The sequence below is a fragment of the Aliarcobacter sp. genome (assembly GCF_041672065.1).
In the GTDB taxonomy this organism is placed as follows: Bacteria; Campylobacterota; Campylobacteria; order Campylobacterales; family Arcobacteraceae; genus Aliarcobacter; species Aliarcobacter skirrowii.
In genome coordinates this window covers 1-19,267 of sequence record NZ_JBAZAH010000030.1, presented here as the reverse complement: position 1 = coordinate 19,267, position 19,267 = coordinate 1, and the positions used below count along the sequence as shown (strand labels likewise).

General features: G+C 27.6%; 22 protein-coding genes and 1 pseudogene. 11 read left to right on the top strand and 12 right to left on the bottom strand.

The window, feature by feature from the left end:
* The 8 genes and pseudogenes from hisB to WC168_RS05960 all read right to left on the bottom strand — a co-directional run.
* Window positions 1–127: pseudogene (gene hisB, locus WC168_RS05995) on the bottom strand (imidazoleglycerol-phosphate dehydratase); the annotation flags it as partial.
* A gap of 9 nt (window positions 128–136) precedes the next feature.
* Entirely contained in the window at window positions 137–979 is an 843-nt protein-coding gene (locus WC168_RS05990; protein ID WP_066161719.1) for a septal ring lytic transglycosylase RlpA family protein, read from the bottom strand.
* Between the two features lie 33 nt (window positions 980–1,012).
* A complete protein-coding gene (locus WC168_RS05985) occupies window positions 1,013–1,795 on the bottom strand; it encodes a TatD family hydrolase (protein ID WP_319055509.1) in 783 nt (260 codons plus the stop codon).
* 19 nt (window positions 1,796–1,814) lie between these two features.
* A complete protein-coding gene (locus WC168_RS05980; RefSeq protein WP_066161725.1) occupies window positions 1,815–2,120 on the bottom strand; it encodes a hypothetical protein in 306 nt (101 codons plus the stop codon).
* Window positions 2,121–2,170: 50 nt separating this feature from the next.
* Entirely contained in the window at window positions 2,171–3,499 is a 1,329-nt protein-coding gene (gene hslU / locus WC168_RS05975; RefSeq protein WP_066351035.1) for an HslU--HslV peptidase ATPase subunit, read from the bottom strand.
* Window positions 3,500–3,506: 7 nt separating this feature from the next.
* Entirely contained in the window at window positions 3,507–4,043 is a 537-nt protein-coding gene (gene hslV, locus WC168_RS05970) for an ATP-dependent protease subunit HslV (RefSeq protein WP_066356403.1), read from the bottom strand.
* 3 nt (window positions 4,044–4,046) lie between these two features.
* Window positions 4,047–4,493 (bottom strand): 50S ribosomal protein L9, encoded by a 447-nt coding sequence (rplI, locus tag WC168_RS05965; protein ID WP_066356404.1) that lies wholly within the window; start codon window positions 4,491–4,493, stop codon window positions 4,047–4,049.
* A 63-nt stretch (window positions 4,494–4,556) separates the two neighbouring features.
* Complete coding sequence (locus WC168_RS05960; protein ID WP_066161737.1) at window positions 4,557–5,189, bottom strand: recombinase family protein; 633 nt, start codon at window positions 5,187–5,189, stop codon at window positions 4,557–4,559.
* Between the two features lie 165 nt (window positions 5,190–5,354).
* On the opposite strand from WC168_RS05960, the gene WC168_RS05955 reads away from it, so the two are divergent.
* From WC168_RS05955 to WC168_RS05925, 7 genes are read left to right on the top strand one after another with little or no spacing between them, the layout of a single operon-like run.
* On the top strand, window positions 5,355–5,909 hold the full coding sequence (locus WC168_RS05955; RefSeq protein ID WP_066161740.1) for a UbiX family flavin prenyltransferase: 555 nt from the start codon (window positions 5,355–5,357) through the stop codon (window positions 5,907–5,909).
* 2 nt (window positions 5,910–5,911) lie between these two features.
* On the top strand, window positions 5,912–6,412 hold the full coding sequence (coaD, locus tag WC168_RS05950; protein WP_066351041.1) for a pantetheine-phosphate adenylyltransferase: 501 nt from the start codon (window positions 5,912–5,914) through the stop codon (window positions 6,410–6,412).
* On the top strand, window positions 6,403–6,969 hold the full coding sequence (tmk, locus tag WC168_RS05945) for a dTMP kinase (protein ID WP_372618113.1): 567 nt from the start codon (window positions 6,403–6,405) through the stop codon (window positions 6,967–6,969). The genes coaD and tmk overlap by 10 nt, the downstream gene beginning before the upstream one ends.
* Window positions 6,962–8,194, top strand: a complete 1,233-nt coding sequence (gene hisS / locus WC168_RS05940) for a histidine--tRNA ligase (RefSeq protein ID WP_372618111.1) — start codon at window positions 6,962–6,964, stop codon at window positions 8,192–8,194. The genes tmk and hisS overlap by 8 nt, the downstream gene beginning before the upstream one ends.
* Window positions 8,184–10,001, top strand: a complete 1,818-nt coding sequence (speA, locus tag WC168_RS05935) for a biosynthetic arginine decarboxylase (protein WP_129098064.1) — start codon at window positions 8,184–8,186, stop codon at window positions 9,999–10,001. Before hisS ends, speA begins: the two co-directional genes overlap by 11 nt.
* Window positions 9,991–10,734 (top strand): serine O-acetyltransferase, encoded by a 744-nt coding sequence (gene cysE, locus WC168_RS05930; RefSeq protein ID WP_372618108.1) that lies wholly within the window; start codon window positions 9,991–9,993, stop codon window positions 10,732–10,734. The genes speA and cysE overlap by 11 nt, the downstream gene beginning before the upstream one ends.
* Window positions 10,735–10,736: 2 nt before the next feature.
* Window positions 10,737–11,474, top strand: coding sequence for a sulfite exporter TauE/SafE family protein (locus WC168_RS05925; protein ID WP_372618106.1), 738 nt, complete (start codon window positions 10,737–10,739; stop codon window positions 11,472–11,474).
* Here the strand turns inward: WC168_RS05925 and WC168_RS05920 are convergent.
* From WC168_RS05920 to WC168_RS05910, 3 genes are all read right to left on the bottom strand, one after another.
* A complete protein-coding gene (locus tag WC168_RS05920) occupies window positions 11,469–11,663 on the bottom strand; it encodes a hypothetical protein (RefSeq protein WP_066161760.1) in 195 nt (64 codons plus the stop codon). The genes WC168_RS05925 and WC168_RS05920 overlap by 6 nt on opposite strands.
* Window positions 11,664–11,742: 79 nt before the next feature.
* Window positions 11,743–14,037 carry a DEAD/DEAH box helicase family protein gene (locus tag WC168_RS05915; protein WP_372618104.1) on the bottom strand — a complete coding sequence of 765 codons (2,295 nt, stop codon included), beginning with the start codon at window positions 14,035–14,037 and terminating at the stop codon, window positions 11,743–11,745.
* Window positions 14,034–15,977 carry a site-specific DNA-methyltransferase gene (locus tag WC168_RS05910; protein WP_372618102.1) on the bottom strand — a complete coding sequence of 648 codons (1,944 nt, stop codon included), beginning with the start codon at window positions 15,975–15,977 and terminating at the stop codon, window positions 14,034–14,036. The genes WC168_RS05915 and WC168_RS05910 overlap by 4 nt, the downstream gene beginning before the upstream one ends.
* Window positions 15,978–16,139: 162 nt before the next feature.
* On the opposite strand from WC168_RS05910, the gene WC168_RS05905 reads away from it, so the two are divergent.
* From WC168_RS05905 to argC, 4 genes are read left to right on the top strand one after another with little or no spacing between them, the layout of a single operon-like run.
* On the top strand, window positions 16,140–16,328 hold the full coding sequence (locus WC168_RS05905) for a hypothetical protein (protein WP_105909490.1): 189 nt from the start codon (window positions 16,140–16,142) through the stop codon (window positions 16,326–16,328).
* Window positions 16,329–16,374: 46 nt separating this feature from the next.
* Window positions 16,375–16,917, top strand: a complete 543-nt coding sequence (locus WC168_RS05900; protein WP_372618100.1) for a hypothetical protein — start codon at window positions 16,375–16,377, stop codon at window positions 16,915–16,917.
* A gap of 12 nt (window positions 16,918–16,929) precedes the next feature.
* Window positions 16,930–17,424: a protein disulfide oxidoreductase gene (locus WC168_RS05895; protein ID WP_372618098.1), complete on the top strand. Its 495-nt coding sequence runs from the start codon at window positions 16,930–16,932 to the stop codon at window positions 17,422–17,424.
* Between the two features lie 51 nt (window positions 17,425–17,475).
* Window positions 17,476–18,426 carry an N-acetyl-gamma-glutamyl-phosphate reductase gene (gene argC, locus WC168_RS05890; protein WP_372618096.1) on the top strand — a complete coding sequence of 317 codons (951 nt, stop codon included), beginning with the start codon at window positions 17,476–17,478 and terminating at the stop codon, window positions 18,424–18,426.
* 6 nt (window positions 18,427–18,432) lie between these two features.
* On the opposite strand, the gene WC168_RS05885 is transcribed toward argC, so the two are convergent.
* Complete coding sequence (locus tag WC168_RS05885; protein ID WP_372618094.1) at window positions 18,433–19,266, bottom strand: TIGR01777 family oxidoreductase; 834 nt, start codon at window positions 19,264–19,266, stop codon at window positions 18,433–18,435.
* Window position 19,267 lies beyond the last annotated feature (1 nt).

Genomic DNA, 19,267 nt, shown 5'->3' with positions numbered 1-19,267 from the left:
TACTTAAAGCTTCAAGCATATGGTCAAAAAAACCAACACCTGTATTTATAGAAAATTTTCCACAACCATCTAAAGTTAAACTACACTCTATTTGTGTCTCTTTTGTATCTCTTTTTATCTCTACCATTTTATCTCCTTACTCTCTTATAACTGCACTATTTAAGCCATTTTGATTTTTAAAATTTTCTGCTTCAACTCTTGATTTAAAACCTTTTATATAAACTCTATAAATTCCATCGCTCTCTACATAATCTATATTTCTATTTGAAAATCTTTTTTTGTACTCATTTTTTGTAAAAATAGCACCATCTTCTAAACTAAACGCACCAACTTGAAGTGATACTTTACCATTTTGAGCTACTTTATTTACTTTATTATTTGGTTCAACATAATCAACCGCTGGTTTTGAAGGAGGAACATAACCTACACTAAAATCAGGATTTGGAGCATTTGTATCTCCAATTCTTCCATTAAAACCTAAAACTGTAAGTCTAACTTTAGCTGTTCCTTTTTTAACCATATCAATATCATGAGCAGCTTTATTTGATAAATCAATTATTCTATCTTTTACAAAAGGTCCTCTATCATTTATTCTTACTATTGTACTTTTTCCATTTTCTAAATTTTCTACTTTTACAATTGTATTCATAGGAAAAGTTTTATGAGCTGCTGTCATTGCATACATATTATAAATTTCACCATTTGAAGTCTTTTTAGCATGAAAATCGGGTCCATACCAAGATGCAACGCCTGTATATTTTTCATTCATTCTTGGAACTGCTGGATGATATCTTACGCCCATAACTACATAAGGACGCATTGTTGCTCTTTGGACAGCTTCACTATTATTTATATTTTTTGTAGATGATTTTTTTGTGTAATCACTATTTACACTTCTTACGCTACTACAAGAGCTAAAAAATATTATTATAAATATTGTTAAAATTATTGTTATTTTATATGTTTTAAAAAGATGCAAAATCTCTCCTTTTTTAAAAACGAGAGATTTTATCTAATTTATACTGCTAAACTCTTTAAATAGTTTTTTTGCATTTTTTGTTGTAAGATCTTCTATATAATTTTCATCTAAATTTAAAAGTTCAGCCATCTTTTTTACAACATAAGTAGTATAATATGGCTCATTTCTAACACCTCTATGCGGATGTGGTGTTAAATATGGAGCATCTGTTTCAATTATTAATTTATCTTGTGGAATCAAAGGTAAAATCTCAACTAATTTTTTTGCATTTTTAAAGGTTATCACTCCACCTATTCCAAAATAGAAATTCATATTTGCCAAAGGAAGAAGATGAGCACTTGCATTAAAACAGTGTAAAACACCACCAAGTTCACTTGATGCATATTTTTCCAAAATCAATCTTGAATCATTTGAAGCTTCTCTAATATGAATAATTAAAGGTTTTTGATACTTTTTTGATAACTCTATTTGAGATATAAATACCTCTTTTTGTCTTTTAATATTCTCTTCTTTTTCAAACTCATCATCTGGTAATCTATAATAATCTAAACCACACTCTCCAATAGCAATACATTTTGGATGATTTACATATTTTTCAATAATTTTTTCATCATAACTATCTATATCATAAGGGTGAGTTCCAACAGCAAAAAAGACCTCTTTATATTTTTCACTAAGTTCTATTGCTCTTGGAAGAGTTTCAAAATCAGCACCTGGAATTAAAAAGGCTTTAACACCAGCTTCCAGTGCATTTTTTATAACTCCATCTATATCACTTAAATAAGCTTCGTTGTCAAGATGGCAATGAGTATCTATAATAATTTTCTATCCTTTATTATGATAAGAATCTATCTTGTAATTGAACAATTAAATTGTTTATTTGAGCAATTTCACTTGATCTAATCCAAGCATCTATTCCAAAGTTTTTAAAAGCTTCATAATCCTCATCATCATCTAAAACTGCAATTGATACATACTTTTCATTGCAAACATTATGTTTATTCTCTTCATATTCAAATATTGTTTCAATATCTAAAATAACAATATCAGCTTTATTTGAACTTCCTGAGTGAAAATACTCTACATTAAACTCTGGATTAAATAGTGTCTCATCAACTTGACAAAAAGTAACAATATTCATGAACTCCCCTTTTTTTAAATATTATGTATTCTATTCAAAATATATTTAAACTACAAAATATATCTAGTAGAATCCTCATTTTCAACAATTTTTTCTAATTTTTCCTCTACTAAATTACTATTTACAACAACTTTTGTACCTTTTTTACTATCAGCATCAAAAGATATATCTTCAATAACTTTTTCAATTACTGTATGAAGTCTTCTAGCACCTATATCTTCAGTTTTTTCATTTGCTAATACACTATATTTAGCAAAAGCTTTAATAGCATCATCACTAAACTCTAACTCAACATCTTCAACAGCCAAAAGTGCCTTATATTGCTTTAAAAGTGAATTTTTTGTATTTGTTAAAATCTTATATAAAGAGTCCTCATCTAAAGATTCTAACTCAACTCTTAGTGGAAATCTTCCTTGAAGTTCAGGTATTAAATCACTTGGTTTTGATACATGGAAAGCCCCAGCAGCAATAAATAAAATATGATCAGTTTTTATTTGACCAAATTTTGTATGAACACTACTTCCTTCAACAATTGGAAGTAAATCTCTTTGAACACCCTCTTTTGATGGATCTTGTCCATTGTTCTTTTTACTACTAGCTATTTTATCTATCTCATCAATAAATATAATTCCACCATTTTCACATCTTTTTAAGGCCTCTATTTTTATAGCTTCACTATCAAGTAATCCTTCACTAGCAACTCCTCTTAAAAGAATTTTGGCATCTTTTATAGTTACCTCTTTTTTGATTTTCTCTTTATTTAAACTTCCAAGCATTTTATTAAGACTCTCTTGCATAGAGCTCATATCAAAAGGAATATTTGAGTCAAGTATCTCTACATGAGCTTTTTTAGGAAGTTCTATCTCTATTTTTTTATCATCTAACTCACCACTTAAAAGTTTTTTTTCCATTAAATTGTAAGTTTTTATAAATGACTCTTTTGCACTATCGCTTGCTGTTTCAGGAAGAGGAGGAACTAACTTCTCAATTATCTTTTTAGTTACCTCATCATCAATTTTATCTTTTATCTTCTCTTCGTACTCACGAGTTACTAGATTAATTCCTTCATAAACTAAATCTCTAATCATAGACTCAACATCACGACCTACAAATCCAACTTCTGTGTATTTACTAGCTTCAACTTTTACAAAAGGAAGACTCATCATTTTTGCCATTCTTCTAGCAATTTCAGTCTTACCAACTCCTGTACTTCCAATCATAAGAATATTTTTTGGCATAACCTCTTCTTGAAGTTGTGGATCTAGTTTCATTCTTCTATATCTATTTCTTAAAGCTAATGCAATAGTTTTTTTAGCATCTTTTTGCCCAATAATATAATCATCTAAATATTCAACAATCTGCTTTGGTGTCATATCCATAATATATTTAATCCTCTAACTTTAATATTTTTATATTTTGATTTGTATAAATACAAAGCTCTCCTGCAATCATAAGTGACTCTTTTACTAACTCTTCTTCATCAAGTTGTGAATGTTTTGCTAGTGCTCTAGCAGCAGATATTGCAAAATTTCCACCACTTCCTATACTTGCAATCTCTCCATCTTCAGGTTCAACAACATCACCATTTCCACTTAAAATAAATATTTTCTCTTTGTTTAAAACTATCATCATAGCTTCAAGTCTTCGCAAGTATTTATCTTTTCTCCACTCTTTTGAAAATGCAATTACTGATTTTAGTAAATCACCTTTACAAGCCTCTAAATGAGACTCAAACATATCAAAAAGATTAAAAGCATCAGCAGTGCTTCCTGCAAAACCAGCTAAAATTTGACCTTTATACAAAGTTCTAATCTTTGTAGCATTTCCTTTTAAAACCGTATTTCCAAATGATACTTGTCCATCTCCACCAATTACTGCTTTATTTTTACCTTTGTAGGCTAAAATCGTTGTTGCGTGAAACATAACTTAACCTGCTATAACATCGATTTTTAGATTTGCATTTATAGAGTGTCCTAATTTACAAGATACTTCAAAAATACCTATATGTTTAATTTTATTATTAATTGAGATATTTTTTTTATCAATCATAATTGAGAACTGTTTTTCAAGCTCTTCACTAATCTCTTTATTTGTAATACTTCCAATTAATTGGTCATTTGCACCAACTTTATGTCTAATTGTAAGTTTTGTTGCATTTAATTTTTCAGCCAACTCTTTTGCTTTTGCAATCTCTTCTTGCTCTTTAGCTTCTGCTCTTTTTTGCTCAGCTTTGTGTCTTGCAATAACCTCATTTGTTGCTTGAAGTGCTAATCCTTTTCCTATTAAAAAATTTTTACCATATCCATCAGCTACCTCTTTTATCTCACCTGCTTTTCCTAAACTTTTAACATCTTTTATTAATAATACTTTCATTTTATCTATCCTTATAATTTTTAACTCAATATTTTACAATATTTTTTTTAAAGCCCAATAAAGCTATATCTCTTTTTGCAAAGCAATCTCTCTAATATCTCTTTTTTTAACATAGTTATTTAAACCAATATGATTGTTATAACCTAATAATTTTGCTATTTTTCGTACACTTAATCCCATAGCTAAAAGCTCTTCAATTTTATCTCTTTGCTCATCAAATTTTGATTTTTGAATAGTTCCAACAGGTTTTCCAAGAGCTATACCTTCAAGTTTTTTTGCATTTAAAGCCTCTTTTGTTCTAAGACTTTGAAGCTCTTTTTCTAAATTTATAGCAATATTAATAACATTTAAAACCATATTTGCCAAAGGATCTTTATCATCTATAAAATCTAAATTTTGCTCAACTACAATAACTCTTATATTGTTTGATAGTAAAAACTTAACTATTTTTAAAATACTACTTATAGTTCTTCCAAAAACATTTAAATTTGCAACAATAAGTGTTGAGTTTTTTTCACAATTTTCAAGAAGTTTAAGAAGATTTCTCTCCTCTTGAGGTCTATTTATAGCTATTTTAATCTCTTTATAAACTTCGATTTTTTTTCTTAAAACATATTCATCAATAGATTTTTTCTGATTTTTTGCATAATTTTCCTCAACTTGACTCTCTCTTATATATGTAAAATATTTTGTCATAATATAATCCTTTTGTTATATGTTTAAACCATTTAAATTTATACAAAATGTTATCTGTTAAATAATTAATTAAAGCTTATACAAAAAATGATTGTAAAATATAATTTAAAGTATATTTTTGGTATTATCAAAGTTTTTATAAATAGATAAATTTTAAGGATTTTTTTGAGATTAACAGTTGCAATAAGTGGGGCTAGTGGTGTAAACTTAGCACTACGATTTATTAACTCTTTACCAAAAGAGATTGAACTTTTTCTTGTATTTTCAAAATCTGCAAAAAAAGCATTTGCTATGGAAAATGGTAAAAAAATTGAAGAGTCGCTTGAAAAAAGAGAAAATATAACTATATTTAAGGATAAAAATATAGGAGCTGCTTTGGCTTCTGGCTCTTTTAAAGTTGATAAAATGATAATTTTACCTTGTAGTTCAAACACTTTGGCAAAATGTGCTGTTGGAATTTCTGATAGTTTAATTACAAGAGCATTTACAGTTATGTTAAAAGAGAAAAGAGAGATTATAATAGCTCCTAGAGAGTTACCTCTTAACACTATTATGCTAGAAAATATGTTAAAACTCTCAAAACTTGGGGTTACTATAGCACCACCAATTTTGGGATATTATAGTGCTCAACAAAACTTAAATGATATGGAAAATTTTATTATAGGCAAATATATGGATTTATTAAAAATAGATAACAACTTATATAAAAGATGGAAATAGATATGAAAAATCAAAACAGTGAATATAACTATACAGGCTCTTATAAAAAAGCTATTTATAGTGGTACATTTGATCCAATTACAATTGGGCATTTAGATATTATAAAACGAGCTAGTAATATTTTTGAAGAGGTTATTATTAGTGTTGCAAAAAGTGAACTAAAAAAACCTATGTTTAGCCATGAAAAAAGAGTTGAGTTTGTAAAAGCTGTAACCAAAGATATGCCAAATGTAAAAGTTGTTGGGTTTGATACATTGCTTGTAGATTTTGCAAAAGAGATGCAAATAAATACAATTATTAGAGGTCTTAGAGCAGTTAGTGATTTTGAATTTGAGTTACAAATGGGTTATGCAAACTCATCTTTAAACAAAAATTTAGAGACTGTTTATTTAATGCCAACACTAGAACACGCTTTTGTAAGCTCAACAATTGTTAGAGAGATTATAAGATTTAAAGGTAAATTTGAGCACTTAGTTCCAAAAGAGGTTTTAGAATGTATGTAGTTGTTGAGGGTATTGATACAGCTGGTAAATCTACTCAACTTGAAATTTTACAAAATAGATTTAAAGATGCTATTTTTACAAAAGAGCCAGGTGGAACGAAGCTTGGAGCTAAATTAAGAGAGATAATTTTAAACGGAGAAGCTTCTAGTAAAACTGCTGAGATGTTTTTGTTTTTAGCAGATAGAGCTGAGCATACTAAAAATGTGATTATTCCAAATTTGGATAAAAAAATTATTTCAGATAGATCACTAATATCTGGAATTGCTTATGCTTTAACAAAAGATATGGATGAGTTAATAGAGTTAAATAAAATTGCCACAAAAAATATTTTGCCACAAAAAGCTATTTTGTTAGAGTTAAGTCGTGAAGAGTTAATTTCAAGATTATCAAAAAAAGCAAATGATAGTATTGAACAAAGAGGAGTTGATTATTTGCTTGAAATTCAAGCTAGATTAAAAGAGGTTATTTTGAAACTAAATATTAAACATATTTTTATAGATGCTAGTTTAAATATAGATGAGATTGCAAAAAAAATTGAGGATTTTATAAATGAGTAATACAATTCAAAGTTTAAGAGGAATGAAGGATATTGTAGGAAGTGATAGTGAACTTTTTATATATTTTGTAGAAAATGCCTCAAAAATCGCACAAAAATATGGTTTTTCTTATATAGAGACTCCACTTTTAGAAGAGACGGCACTTTTTAAAAGAAGTGTTGGTGAAAGCAGTGATATTGTAAATAAAGAGATGTATCAATTTATTGACAAAGGGCAAAATGATGTATGCTTAAGACCTGAAGGAACAGCTGGAGTTGTAAGACATTTTGTTGAAAAAAAACTTGATCGTGCTGGTGGAACTTATAAATGGTACTACTATGGACCAATGTTTAGATATGAAAGACCACAAAAAGGAAGATTAAGAGAGTTTCACCAATTTGGTTGTGAAGTTTTTGGAATATCAAATGTTTATGAAGATGCAAATATTATTATGCTTATTCGTGAAATTCTTGAATATTTTGGTATTGGATTTACTTTAAAACTAAACTCTTTGGGTTGCCTTGAGTGTATGCCACAATATAAAAATAATCTAGTAAATCATCTAAATAGTTTTAAATCTGAGTTGTGTGAAGATTGTAATAGAAGAGTTGATACAAATCCAATTAGAGTATTAGATTGTAAAAACGAAAAGTGTCAAACTCTTTTAAAAGATGCTCCAAAAATAACAAATAGTTTATGTAGCTCTTGCGATAGTGATTTTGAAAAGCTAAAAGAGATTTTGGATTTTAATAAAATAAATTATGAAATAGATTCAAATTTGGTTCGTGGACTTGATTACTACAACAAAACAGCATTTGAGTTTGTAAGCAATGAGATTGGTGCTCAAAGTGCAATTGCTGGTGGTGGAAGATATGATAGATTGGTTGAGTATCTTGGTGGAAAAAGTACAGCTGGAATTGGTTTTGCAATTGGAATTGAAAGACTTCTTGAACTTGTAAAAGTAAAAGAGCAAAAAGAGGACTCTTTGTATATTGGAGTTTTAGATGAAACTTCTTTAAACAAAGCATTTGAAATAGCAATTCAAAAAAGAAAAACAACAAAAACTTATCTTGAATACACACCAAGAGGGTTTGCAAAACACTTTGGTATTGCAGAAAAACTAAATTGCAATATTGTTGCACTTATTGGTGAAAATGAGTTGAACAACAATACAATTTATATAAAAAATATAGAGACAAAAGAAGAAAAAACAGTAAGTATTAGGGAGTTTATAAGTGAAAAATAAATTTGATTATGGAATTGACATTTGGGGAGATGGAAACTTTTTTGTTGAAGATGGAGTTGTAAAAGTAAATTACAAACCCTATCCATCTTTAATATCTATCACAAAAGATATTAGAAAAAGAGGTTTTAGAGGACCACTTCTATTGAGATTTCCTCACATTACAAAAAAGCAGATAAAAACACTATTTAATTCTTTTAACTCAAGTATCAAAGAGTATGACTACAAAGGTAGCTTTAATGCAGTTTTTCCTCTAAAAGTGAATCAACTTCCAAACTTTGTTCATCCACTTGTAAGTGCTGGTAAAAAATATGGTTATGGTTTAGAAGCTGGAAGCAAAGCTGAACTTATAATTGCAATGACTTACAATAATATGGGAAGTCCAATTACAGTAAATGGATTTAAAGATAAAGAGATGATTCATTTGTGCTTCATAGCTAAAAGCATGGGGCATGATATAACTGTAATTATTGAAGGTTTAAATGAACTTGAGATGATTTTAGAGGTTTTAGAAGAGAGCAAAATGGAGGCTCCAAATGTTGGTATTAGAGTTAGGCTTCATAGTGGAGGAAGTGGTGTTTGGGCAAAAAGTGGAGGAATTGACTCTAAGTTTGGTCTTACATCAACAGAGATTTTAGAAGCATTTGAGCTATTGCAAGATAATAATCTTGAAGATTTATTAACAATGATTCACTTCCATATTGGCTCTGCTATGAATACAATTAAGCCTTTAAAAAAAGCCTTAAGAGAGTCAGGTCATATTTATGCTGAGCTTAAAAACTTAGGTGCTAAAAACTTATCATCTATTAATATTGGTGGAGGATTAAGTGTAGAATATAGTGCTTATGAGCAATCAAGATTCTACTCTTTAAATGAGTTTGCAAGTGATGTTGTGTTTACTCTAAAAGATATTGCAAAACAAAAAGGTGTTGAAGAACCAAATATATTTACAGAATCAGGAAGATTTATAAGTGCTGCTTCAACTGTTCTTATAGCTCCTGTTTTAGAGCTGTTTTCAGCTGAATATGAACTTGATCATCTAAAATTAAAAGAGAAAAATCCACCTTTAATAGAAGAGTTAAATGATCTTTTAAAAGATATGACAAAGAAAAAGGCTTATGAGTTTATGCACGATGCTATGGATCACTTAGAGTCTTTATTAACTCTATTTGATTTAGGATATATTGATTTACAAGATAGATCAAATGCAGAAGTTTTAACTCATCAAATTATTAAAAAAGCAATCTCACTTCTTGAAGTTGATGATTATGAAGAGTTAAGAAAGTTTGATAAAAATATTCAAGAAAAATATCTACTAAACTTCTCACTTTTCCAATCTCTGCCTGATTATTGGGGAATAAATCAAGAGTTTCCTATTATGCCAATAACTCATTTGGATAAAAAACCAAGCAGAAGAGCAAGTTTGTGGGATATTACTTGTGATAGTGATGGAGAGATCCCATTTGATATGCAAAAACCACTATATTTACACGATGTAAATTTAAATAAAGAGGATTATTTCCTAGGATTTTTTAATGTTGGAGCATATCAAGATACTTTGGGAATGAAGCACAACTTATTTGCTCATCCAACTGAGGTTAATGTAGTATTTAAAGATGAAGAGGTTATTTTAGAAAAGATTTTAGAGTCTCAAAAAGTTTTAGATATTTTAGATGATATCGACTATGACACAGAAGAGATTCAAACAATTTTAAGTAGAAGAGTTCCTCTTGAAACTTATGAGATACTAAAAAAATATCTAAATGATAATAGCTATTTAAAAACAATATGGAGTTACTATGACGAATAATAGTTTAGAAAAAGAGTTAACTCTTTGGCAACTAATCAAAGAGGATTTCAGAGTTCCAAAGCTAAACGACCCAGTTCTTGACTCAAATTTTGAACTATTTTTTAACTATCCTGGAGTTTGGGCAATTATAAATTATAGAGTTGCAAATCGACTTTACTATAAAGGTTTTAAAAAACTTGCTCGTTTTATATCTGGATTATCTACTTTTTTAACAAAAACAGATATTCATCCTGCTTGTACAATTGGAAGAAGAGTATTTATAGATCATGCAATTGGAGTTGTAATTGGTGCAACTGCAATAATTGAAGATGATGTTTTAATATATCAAGGTGTAACTTTGGGTGGAGTTAGTCTTAATAAAGGCAAAAGACATCCAACTGTTAAATCAAATGTGGTTATTGGAAGTGGTGCTAAAATCTTAGGAAATATTACAATTGGAGCTAACTCAAAAATTGGAGCTAACTCTGTTGTGGTTGTTGATGTTCCTGATAACTCAACTGCTATTGGAGTACCAGCAAGAATTATTAAAAAAGATAACAAAAGAGATAAAATGGCTCACAATGAGCTTCCAGATATAAACAAAGAGATGTTTAAGTATCTAATTGAGCGAATTGCAAATCTTGAATGCTCTATAAAAAAAGAGGAGAATTGTACTTTAGAAGAGAAAAATAGAACTTTGGAAAAAGAGTACAACGACTTTATAGAGACTTTAAACTCAAATAAAAAAGATTGAACTTGGAATTTGAACTAATAGCATTTGGATTAATTACAGGTTTTACATCTGGATTCTTTGGAATTGGTGGTGGAAGTATCTTAATACCTATGCTACTTTTAGCAAACTATGGAATGAAAGAGGCTGTTTCAATCTCAATTATGCAGATGGTTTTCTCTTCAATTTATGGCTCTTTTTTAAACTCAAAAAAAATCAAATCTCTTTTTAGAGATGGTTCTATTTTAGGTGTTGGAGCTATTTTTGGAGGAGCTACTAGTGGTTATTTTTTACCAACTGTTCCTGATATTTATCTTCAATATCTGTTTATTTTTGTTCTACTTTATACAATATTTACACTCTTTAAAGCACCCTCTTCTAGCGATATAGATAGATCACAAAAAAGCTTTCTAACTTTGACTTTTATTGGTTATTTTGTTGGAATTTTTGCAATGAGTATTGGAATTGGTGGCTCTTTGATTTTACTTCCAATTTTGGTTGGGTTTTTAAAATATGATTTAAAAGTAGCAACATCTTTGGGACTATTTTTTGTAATATTTTCTTCAATTGGTGGATTTATATCTACTTCAATATATGGAAATATGCTTTATTATGAGGGGCTTATTATTGGAGTTGGCTCAATTTTGGGTGTATATTTTGGAATAAAAATAAAAGAGAAAACAAAATCAACTTCATATAAAAACTATGTTTTACTTTTAAATCTTTTGGTTTTGGGTGTTACTTTATATAAGACTTTTTTATAAACTTAGGCTTTCTTTTTCCATAAGATTTGTTTTCCCGCATCTAGGGCATGGATTTGCTATATTTGAGTGGCAAGAGTAACAAAACATTGCATTGCAAGTTTCGCATGATAGTTTGCAGTGTTTACATACATAAGTTTTGGCTCTTTTTACTCTTTTTTTATTATCTTTTTTAAATAACCAAGAAAACACAACTACTCCTTTTTTGCTAAAAAGTTATTGTATCTTATATCTTTTAAACAAGTGGTGATTTATATTGAAAATAACTATTTTAATTAAAAATTAACTTATTAAATTCTTCCAGTTTATATTCATAGATTTTATTTGAATTTATTTTCCAAACTGGATATTCAAAAACAACTATTCCTCCAAATATTCCAAAATCATAATTTTTTTGGTTTTCTCTTATCCATTTTTGTAAAGCTTCAACTTTATTTTTTGTTTCTATTGATTTTGCGGTATCTCCTTTTTTTGTATCAACTATAAAAAGCTTATTTTCTTTTGTCATTATCAAAAAATCAGGATAAAAAAGTCGCTCTTTATTTTCTTGAGAATCAAAATATTCAATAGCAAAATTCTCTTTTCCACTATCATTTTGTTTATGCCACCAAAGGATATTTTCTTGAACTTCTAAAAATTTTATAAAATCCTCTTCATTCTCTTTTCCCTTATATTTTTTACGATTAAAAAATCTTTCATAAACATTTTTTGTTACTTCCAACTCTTCAAAATCATCTGTAAAACTCAACTCATTTTGTGGGATAGTGACATTTACAATCTCTTTGCCATCTTTTTCTTTGAGTTTTATTTCATACTCTTTTCTAAATCCAATCAAAGCTTCATTTATAACTACTTTTAAAAAACTATCATTTTTAAGTAAATCATTTACAATAATCAAATAAAACTTTTCTCTATGAAGAGAGAATCTTTTATTAAACCAAACATTTAAAGCCTTTTTCAAAGCACTCCAAGATCTTGATGGATTATATTTTGCTGTATCATTTTCTTGTTTTTCTAACTCTTCAAAACACAAAAGATTGTAAAGTTTTTCTATATCATTTCTACTAAAAGCAAAATTTGTCTCATTTGCTTTTTGCTTAAGTTGAACTATAAAACCATCAAAACTGCTAATTGTTGCATCAACAACAATTTTATTTGAAATATTAGAAACATCAAAATCTATCTTTTCTTCAATTTTATTTTTATATTTATCTAAAGTATTTAGCATATATTTTTGCCACATAGTTTCAGGACTTAAAGTATTAAAATCGACTCTATTATGGTAAACACTTTGTAAAGTTATTTGAGAGATTACATCTTTTAACTTTGTAAAATAAATTGGTAATTTATTTTCATTTGCTTCTTTTATATCTCTAATATGGCTTTTATTATAATTTGTATAAATATATGCCTTATTTAAAACTTCATTTTCATAATGTTTTGCTTCTGGCATTCTTTTTATACGACCAATAATTTGAGTATGAAATGATGGGGATTTTATTTCCCTAAACATCACTAAAATAGAAGCTCTTGGACAATCCCAACCAGTTGCAGGTGCTACTTTAAAAAGCATAAAATTCACTTCATTATTATTTGAAGTTATAAAATCAAGATTATTCTTTTCATTTGATAACCAAATAGCAACCTCTTCATCTAAAACTCCTCTTTGTTTTAGATACTTTAAAACTACAAGTTTTTTATTTGTTGTAACTTCCTCTTTTTCGTTCATATCACTTGGAAGTTGAATAAGTACAAGTGGATTTATATCAAGATTTTGTTCTTTATAAACTCTTTGAAGTTCTTCTCTTTTTTTGATGGCTAGTTCTACCATCAACTCATCTTCACTTAAATTTTGATTTTGAATAGTTTCAATCTCTTCTTGTGTTTGAATAATAAGTGATTTTTTAATCAATCCACTATTTATAACCTCATCTTCCAAAACCTCAACATATCCAGCTTTATGATTTACTAAATCACTTCCATTTGGAATATTTTTTGGAGTTGCAGTTACTTTTATAATAATTCTTGGATTTATCAAATCAATAACTTCTTCTGCCAAAGTTGTACTTGTTTCTGTATGAGCCTCATCAATAATAAGTATCAAATCTCTTTTATTTTTTGTATTTATTATAAATTCATCAAAAACCCCATAATCTCCACTTGTAAGTTCACTTTCTTTTCTCAAAACTTTTCCATCTTTTGTACTTGATTTTATTTTTGACCAATTTATAAAAAAGATATTATTTTTTGGTAATTCTTTTAAAGATAAATCATTTTTATCTCTCAAAGTCATATCTGTCCCATTATTAAAATATTTGTAAAGTTTCTCTTTTGATTGTAAATAAGAATCATCTCCACCAAACGAAATCCAAATATAAGCCTTATCATCATCAAAATGATAATTTCCATCTAATGTTCTTAAAAATTCAGCCATCATAATAGTTTTTCCAGCACCCGTTGGAGCTTTAAAAACTAAAGGTAATTGATAATTATTTGTTTGCCAAAGAGTTAAGAAACTTTTTGTTAGGCTATCCACAGCTTTTTTTTGAAAATCAGCTAGTATCATAATATCCCCTCTTTATTTATCTCTTTGTAAATTTCGATTATCGGCTCTGGAATATCCTCTATCTGATAATTTTTCCCTAAATATTTATATGATGATTTGTCAATTTTTCCAAATGAAAAAATATAAAGTTTTGTAAAATGAGATTTTGTTTTTTCTATCAACTCATCAAAACTACTCAAATCCTCTGTGAAATAAATAGCAGTTTGCTTTTTTGTAGCTTCATTTATAAAAATCTGATAATGCTCACAAAGTTCTATCATACAATGAGTATTTTCTTTGATAGCTATCATATTTCCAGCCTTTTTTGTCAATTCTTCTCTTGTACTATCAGTGATATTTGATATACCATTTGTAGGGATTAAATCAGTTTTGTAGTAGTCTAGATTTCCAGATATTCCATTTTTAAAGTTTTTGATTTTATTTATTCCTATTAATTTAATAAATTCACCATCAAACTCCTTTTTTATCTCATCAAAGTTTTCAATATTTTCAACTATTACTTCATCTATTTCTTTCCAAATTTTATTGATATTTTCAGATAATTGCTTTTCTTTTCTTATTTGATAATCATCAATAGATTCAGTCTTTTTTTGTTTTATATTTTTATAAAAATTTGAAAATGTTAATTTTTTCTCAAGTAATGTATTTTTATCATCTCCTTCAAAATCAAATCCATTTATAACTTTTGAAATTCTTGGGTAAGTAACTTCTTTACAAATATCATTTTCATTATTAGTGCATAAAATAAAAGTCCTATCTCCGTCATCTTGTTGATTAAGTTCTAAAATGGCTTGTCCCGTAGTTCCTGAACCTGCAAAAAAATCTAAAACTAAAATATCATTTGGCTTATTTGTTATATTAATTAAATATTGAATCAATTCAATAGGTTTAGGATTATTAAATTCTAAGCCCATATCTTTTAGAATTTTAGAACCTTTATCATTTGTTAATTTGAAAATATAATCTCTAGGAGTGAAAACATTAGCTTTTGATTCATCTACTTTAACATATATGTTCCATTTTGATGGATTTCTGTTTTCATCTAACAAAATTCCTGTATTAGTTTCCTTAAAAAATAATCTTCTTTTATCATTTGGTTTGTTTATATCCTCTAAATAAGACTCAACCGACCATCTCCAAACTTTATCTTCATTTGATAATGGTTTAACTTTTGAAGCATTTTTTATTATTTCTGGAAAAACATTTCCAGGAGGAATAATGAAACTTCCATCAGGACATTTAATCCAATATCTTTGATTTGGTCTCGAATCAAGAGAAGATTGATATAAACTTTTTGGAGTTTTTTTATTTTTAGAAGAAATATAAAAAGGTTCAAGTATATTTTTATTTTTTGTTGCAACTACAATATAATCTAGTTGTGGTGAAAAATATGTTCCTTGGTCACTTCCCGCTTTTTGCTCTCTAGGTAACATATCAAGATAATTATCTTCTCCAAATATATTCTTAACAAGTAATACTAATTGACTTAGTTCATCTTTACCAATACTAATAAATATAACTCCATCATCTTTTAAAAGATTATGAGCTAGTCTTAGTCTTTTATTCATAAAATTTAGCCATTTACTATGTCTATAACCATCTTCTTTATCTATAAAACTATCATTATATTTAAAATCTTTATTTCCTGTATTATAAGGTGGATCGATATAAATCACATCAATTTGCCCTTTATGTGTATAATTTAACACTTGTAAAGTGTGATAATTATCTCCCTCTATCAAAATATTTGTAGGCTTTTTAATATCTGTTTTGATTGTTTTTTCATCAATTTTTTTAAGAATTGGTATATTATTTTGACATTCAATCACAACTTTTTCAGGCTCTTTTTCATCATCCCAAATAAGTCCATATTTTTTTGATTCTAATTGCTTTATTTTTTGAATTAATTGCTCTTTTGTATAATTTTCATATTTTTTCATAATAGATAATATTTTTCTCTTTTTTATATTTTTGGGCTAAATATTATCTAATAAATACTTAATAAGGCAAATATATTGCTTTATTAATATTAAAGAAGCAAATAGTTTGCTTGTTGTTTTGTCAAAAAAATTGAGTTAATTTTTAGATAAAAAAGGGTAAAAATGACTCAAAGAGATATGGCAGGAATTTTAAAAGTAACTCCTATGACACTAAGAAACTGGAAAAAAGAAAAACCTAGACTTTATGAAATTATTCAAAAGGGCTTCGCCTTTGAAGAGGCTGTAAAAAAAGCACAAGAAAATGCAGATGAGCTAAAAGCTTTGGAAGAGAAATTTAAAATAAAAAAATAGTTAATCAAAATATAGTAAAATAGCAAAAATTTTGAAAAGTAGATATATGAATAACACAATTTTAAACAGATATGACAAAGATGAAAATGGAAATTTAATAATAAAAATCTATACAACAAAAATAGAGGATTTATATGAAGATTATGATAAAAAATCTACATTTATCAAAAAAGATTTAAAAGAGGATTTAGAGAACTATCTTGAAGAGAGTGTTGCTGAAATAGCAGATAATAGTTTTATTATAAATTTTAATTTTGATGAAAAAAGTGGTGTTGAGACGCAAAATAGATTAAAAGTTAGTATTAAAGAGTATTTTGAGTATCTTCAATTTTTGGAAAAAAATAAAATGAGAGATAATCTTAGAAACTCTTTAATATTTATATCACTTGGAGTTACTTTGATTGCTATTTCATTGATTATTCCAGCTCAAGAGAAGTTTATTTTAAAAATCCTTACAGAAGGTGTTACTGTTGGAGCTTGGGTTTGTTTGTGGGAAGCTATGGCTATTATTTTAGTAAATTGGTTACCACTTAAAAAAAGATTGAAAATCCTAAAAAAAATATCAAATGCAAAAATAGTTTGCTCATAAAAAAGGTAAAAAATGAATCAAAAATTAAAAAAATATTTAATAAGTTTTATCAAGTATGCAATCTTTTTTATTGTAGTTATAAATCTTGTAAGTTACTATAAAAGCCTTGATTTAAATAAAAACAGACTTGAAATAAGAAGTTTTGAACTACTAGATGGTACAAATTATGAGATAGAAAAAGATAAACCCCTACTAATTCATTTTTGGGCAACTTGGTGTCCTATTTGTGCACTTGAAGAGCAAAATATTGAAACTATTTCAAAGGATTATCAAGTTATTACAATAGCAACTCAATCTGGAAGCAGTGAAGAGATAAAAGAGTATTTAGAAAAAAACAACTTAAGCTTTAAAGTTGTAAATGATGATTTTGCAACTTTATCAAGAGAATTTAATATAAAAGCATTTCCAACAACTTTTATATATGACAAAAATCAGAATTTAAAATTTAGTGAAGTTGGATATAGTTCTACCTTTGGGCTTAAATTAAGACTTTGGTGGAGCAATTAAAGAGTATTTTGGATAGAATCCAAAATTACAATAATAAAAATTGGGGAAGATATGAAATTTAAAGTATTTGTAGATGGACAACATGGAACAACAGGATTAAAAATCCATGAGATGTTGGCTTTGCGAGATGAGTTAGAGCTTTTAACAATTGATGAAAAAGATAAAAAAAATAAAGAAAAAAGAGCAGAACTTTTAAATAGTGCTGATTTAGTTTTTTTATGCCTTCCTGATGATGCCTCAAAAGAGTCTATTGGTTTAATAACAAATGAAAATGTAAAAGTAATAGATGCAAGTACAGCACACAGAACAAATCCTTCTTGGGTTTATGGAATACCTGAACTTACAAGCAAACAAAGAGATAAAATCAAAACTTCAAAAAGAGTTTGTGTGCCAGGATGTCATGCTAGTGGATTAATTGTTGCTATGAAACCTCTATTTAAAAACAAAATTTTAAGTAAAAATCATAAACTAATTTGCCACTCAATAACTGGTTATAGTGGTGGTGGAACACAGATGATAAATGATTATGAAAATGGTTCTTTTGAAAATATAGGTGCTCAAAGACCGTATGCTTTAGGATTAAATCATAAACATCTTCCAGAGATGAAATATGTCTTAAAAATAAACAAAGCCCCAATTTTTACTCCAAGTGTTGGTAACTTCAAGCAAGGTATGCTTGTAATGTCATATATTGAAAAAAGTAGTATGAAAAAACCTCTAAATAAAGATGAGTTAATCAAAGTTTATAAAAACTACTATGCTGATGAGATTTTTATAAAAATTATTGAGAACAATGATGAGTATTTAGAAAATGGGTTTTTAAATCCAATGAGATGTAACAACACAAATAGTATTGAGATATCTGTTTATGAAAATAAAACTGATTTAGTAGTTATTTCAAGACTTGATAACTTAGGAAAAGGTGCAAGTGGAGCTGCTGTTCAGTGTATGAATATAATGCTTGGACTTGAAGAGAGAAAAGGTTTAGAGATAAAACTCTAAATCTTTTTAAACTAAACTTTTTAAACTCTCTTCTATATTTTTATATTTAAAATTAAATTTCAAATCCAAAACTCTTTTTGGAACTGCACTTTGTCCATCACTTAAAACTTTTGCACCTTCACTAAATATAAGTTTTAAAACAAACTCTGGAATAGGAAAAATTGTTGGTCTTTTTAAAAGTTTTCCTAAAGTTTTAGTAAACTCATAGTTTGTTGTAGGAGTTGGTGCTGTACAGTTAAACACACCATCAAACTCATTTTCAATAACAAAATTATATATATTTACTAAATCTTCAATATGAATATATGAAAAATACTGTTTTCCACTTCCAATAATTCCGCCAATTCCTAATCTAAAAGGTGTAATCATCTTTTTAAATGCTCCACCATTTTTTCCTAAAACTATTCCAAATCTAAAAATAGCTACTTTTGTAGTGCTATTTTTTGCTTTTTGTGCCTCTTTTTCCCAGTTTTGACATAGAGTTGATAAGAAATCATTTGAAAAAGAGCCATTTTCATCATAAGTTTTTTTGTTGTCATATATTCCAACTGCTGAAGTTGATATAAAAAGTTTTGGTTTATTTGTTACTCTATTTACAGATTCTGTTAATTTTTTTGTAGTTTCAAGTCTGCTTGAAACCAAAAGTTTTTTGTAACTCTCACTCCATCTATTTATAATATTTGCGCCACTTAAATTTATAATAATATCGCTAGAACTTATAAGCTCATCTAGCTTTGAAGAGTTGTTTAAAACCTCTCTTTTTATTTGAACAACTTTGTAGTTTTTATTTGAAAAAAACTCAACTAAACTTTGTCCAACAAATCCACTAGCACCAGAAATT

Bases quoted from the DNA above. Each gene is read 5' to 3' on its own strand.
- WC168_RS05980 (WP_066161725.1), bottom strand. From the start codon at position 2,120: ATGAATATTGTTACTTTTTGTCAAGTTGATGAGACACTATTTAATCCA.
- hslU (WP_066351035.1), bottom strand. From the start codon at position 3,499: ATGGATATGACACCAAAGCAGATTGTTGAATATTTAGATGATTATATT.
- hslV (WP_066356403.1), bottom strand. From the start codon at position 4,043: ATGTTTCACGCAACAACGATTTTAGCCTACAAAGGTAAAAATAAAGCA.
- rplI (WP_066356404.1), bottom strand. From the start codon at position 4,493: ATGAAAGTATTATTAATAAAAGATGTTAAAAGTTTAGGAAAAGCAGGT.
- WC168_RS05960 (WP_066161737.1), bottom strand. From the start codon at position 5,189: ATGACAAAATATTTTACATATATAAGAGAGAGTCAAGTTGAGGAAAAT.
- coaD (WP_066351041.1), top strand. From the start codon at position 5,912: ATGAAAAATCAAAACAGTGAATATAACTATACAGGCTCTTATAAAAAA.
- tmk (WP_372618113.1), top strand. From the start codon at position 6,403: ATGTATGTAGTTGTTGAGGGTATTGATACAGCTGGTAAATCTACTCAA.
- hisS (WP_372618111.1), top strand. From the start codon at position 6,962: ATGAGTAATACAATTCAAAGTTTAAGAGGAATGAAGGATATTGTAGGA.
- cysE (WP_372618108.1), top strand. From the start codon at position 9,991: ATGACGAATAATAGTTTAGAAAAAGAGTTAACTCTTTGGCAACTAATC.
- WC168_RS05915 (WP_372618104.1), bottom strand. From the start codon at position 14,037: ATGATACTAGCTGATTTTCAAAAAAAAGCTGTGGATAGCCTAACAAAA.
- WC168_RS05910 (WP_372618102.1), bottom strand. From the start codon at position 15,977: ATGAAAAAATATGAAAATTATACAAAAGAGCAATTAATTCAAAAAATA.
- WC168_RS05905 (WP_105909490.1), top strand. From the start codon at position 16,140: ATGACTCAAAGAGATATGGCAGGAATTTTAAAAGTAACTCCTATGACA.
- WC168_RS05900 (WP_372618100.1), top strand. From the start codon at position 16,375: ATGAATAACACAATTTTAAACAGATATGACAAAGATGAAAATGGAAAT.
- WC168_RS05895 (WP_372618098.1), top strand. From the start codon at position 16,930: ATGAATCAAAAATTAAAAAAATATTTAATAAGTTTTATCAAGTATGCA.
- argC (WP_372618096.1), top strand. From the start codon at position 17,476: ATGAAATTTAAAGTATTTGTAGATGGACAACATGGAACAACAGGATTA.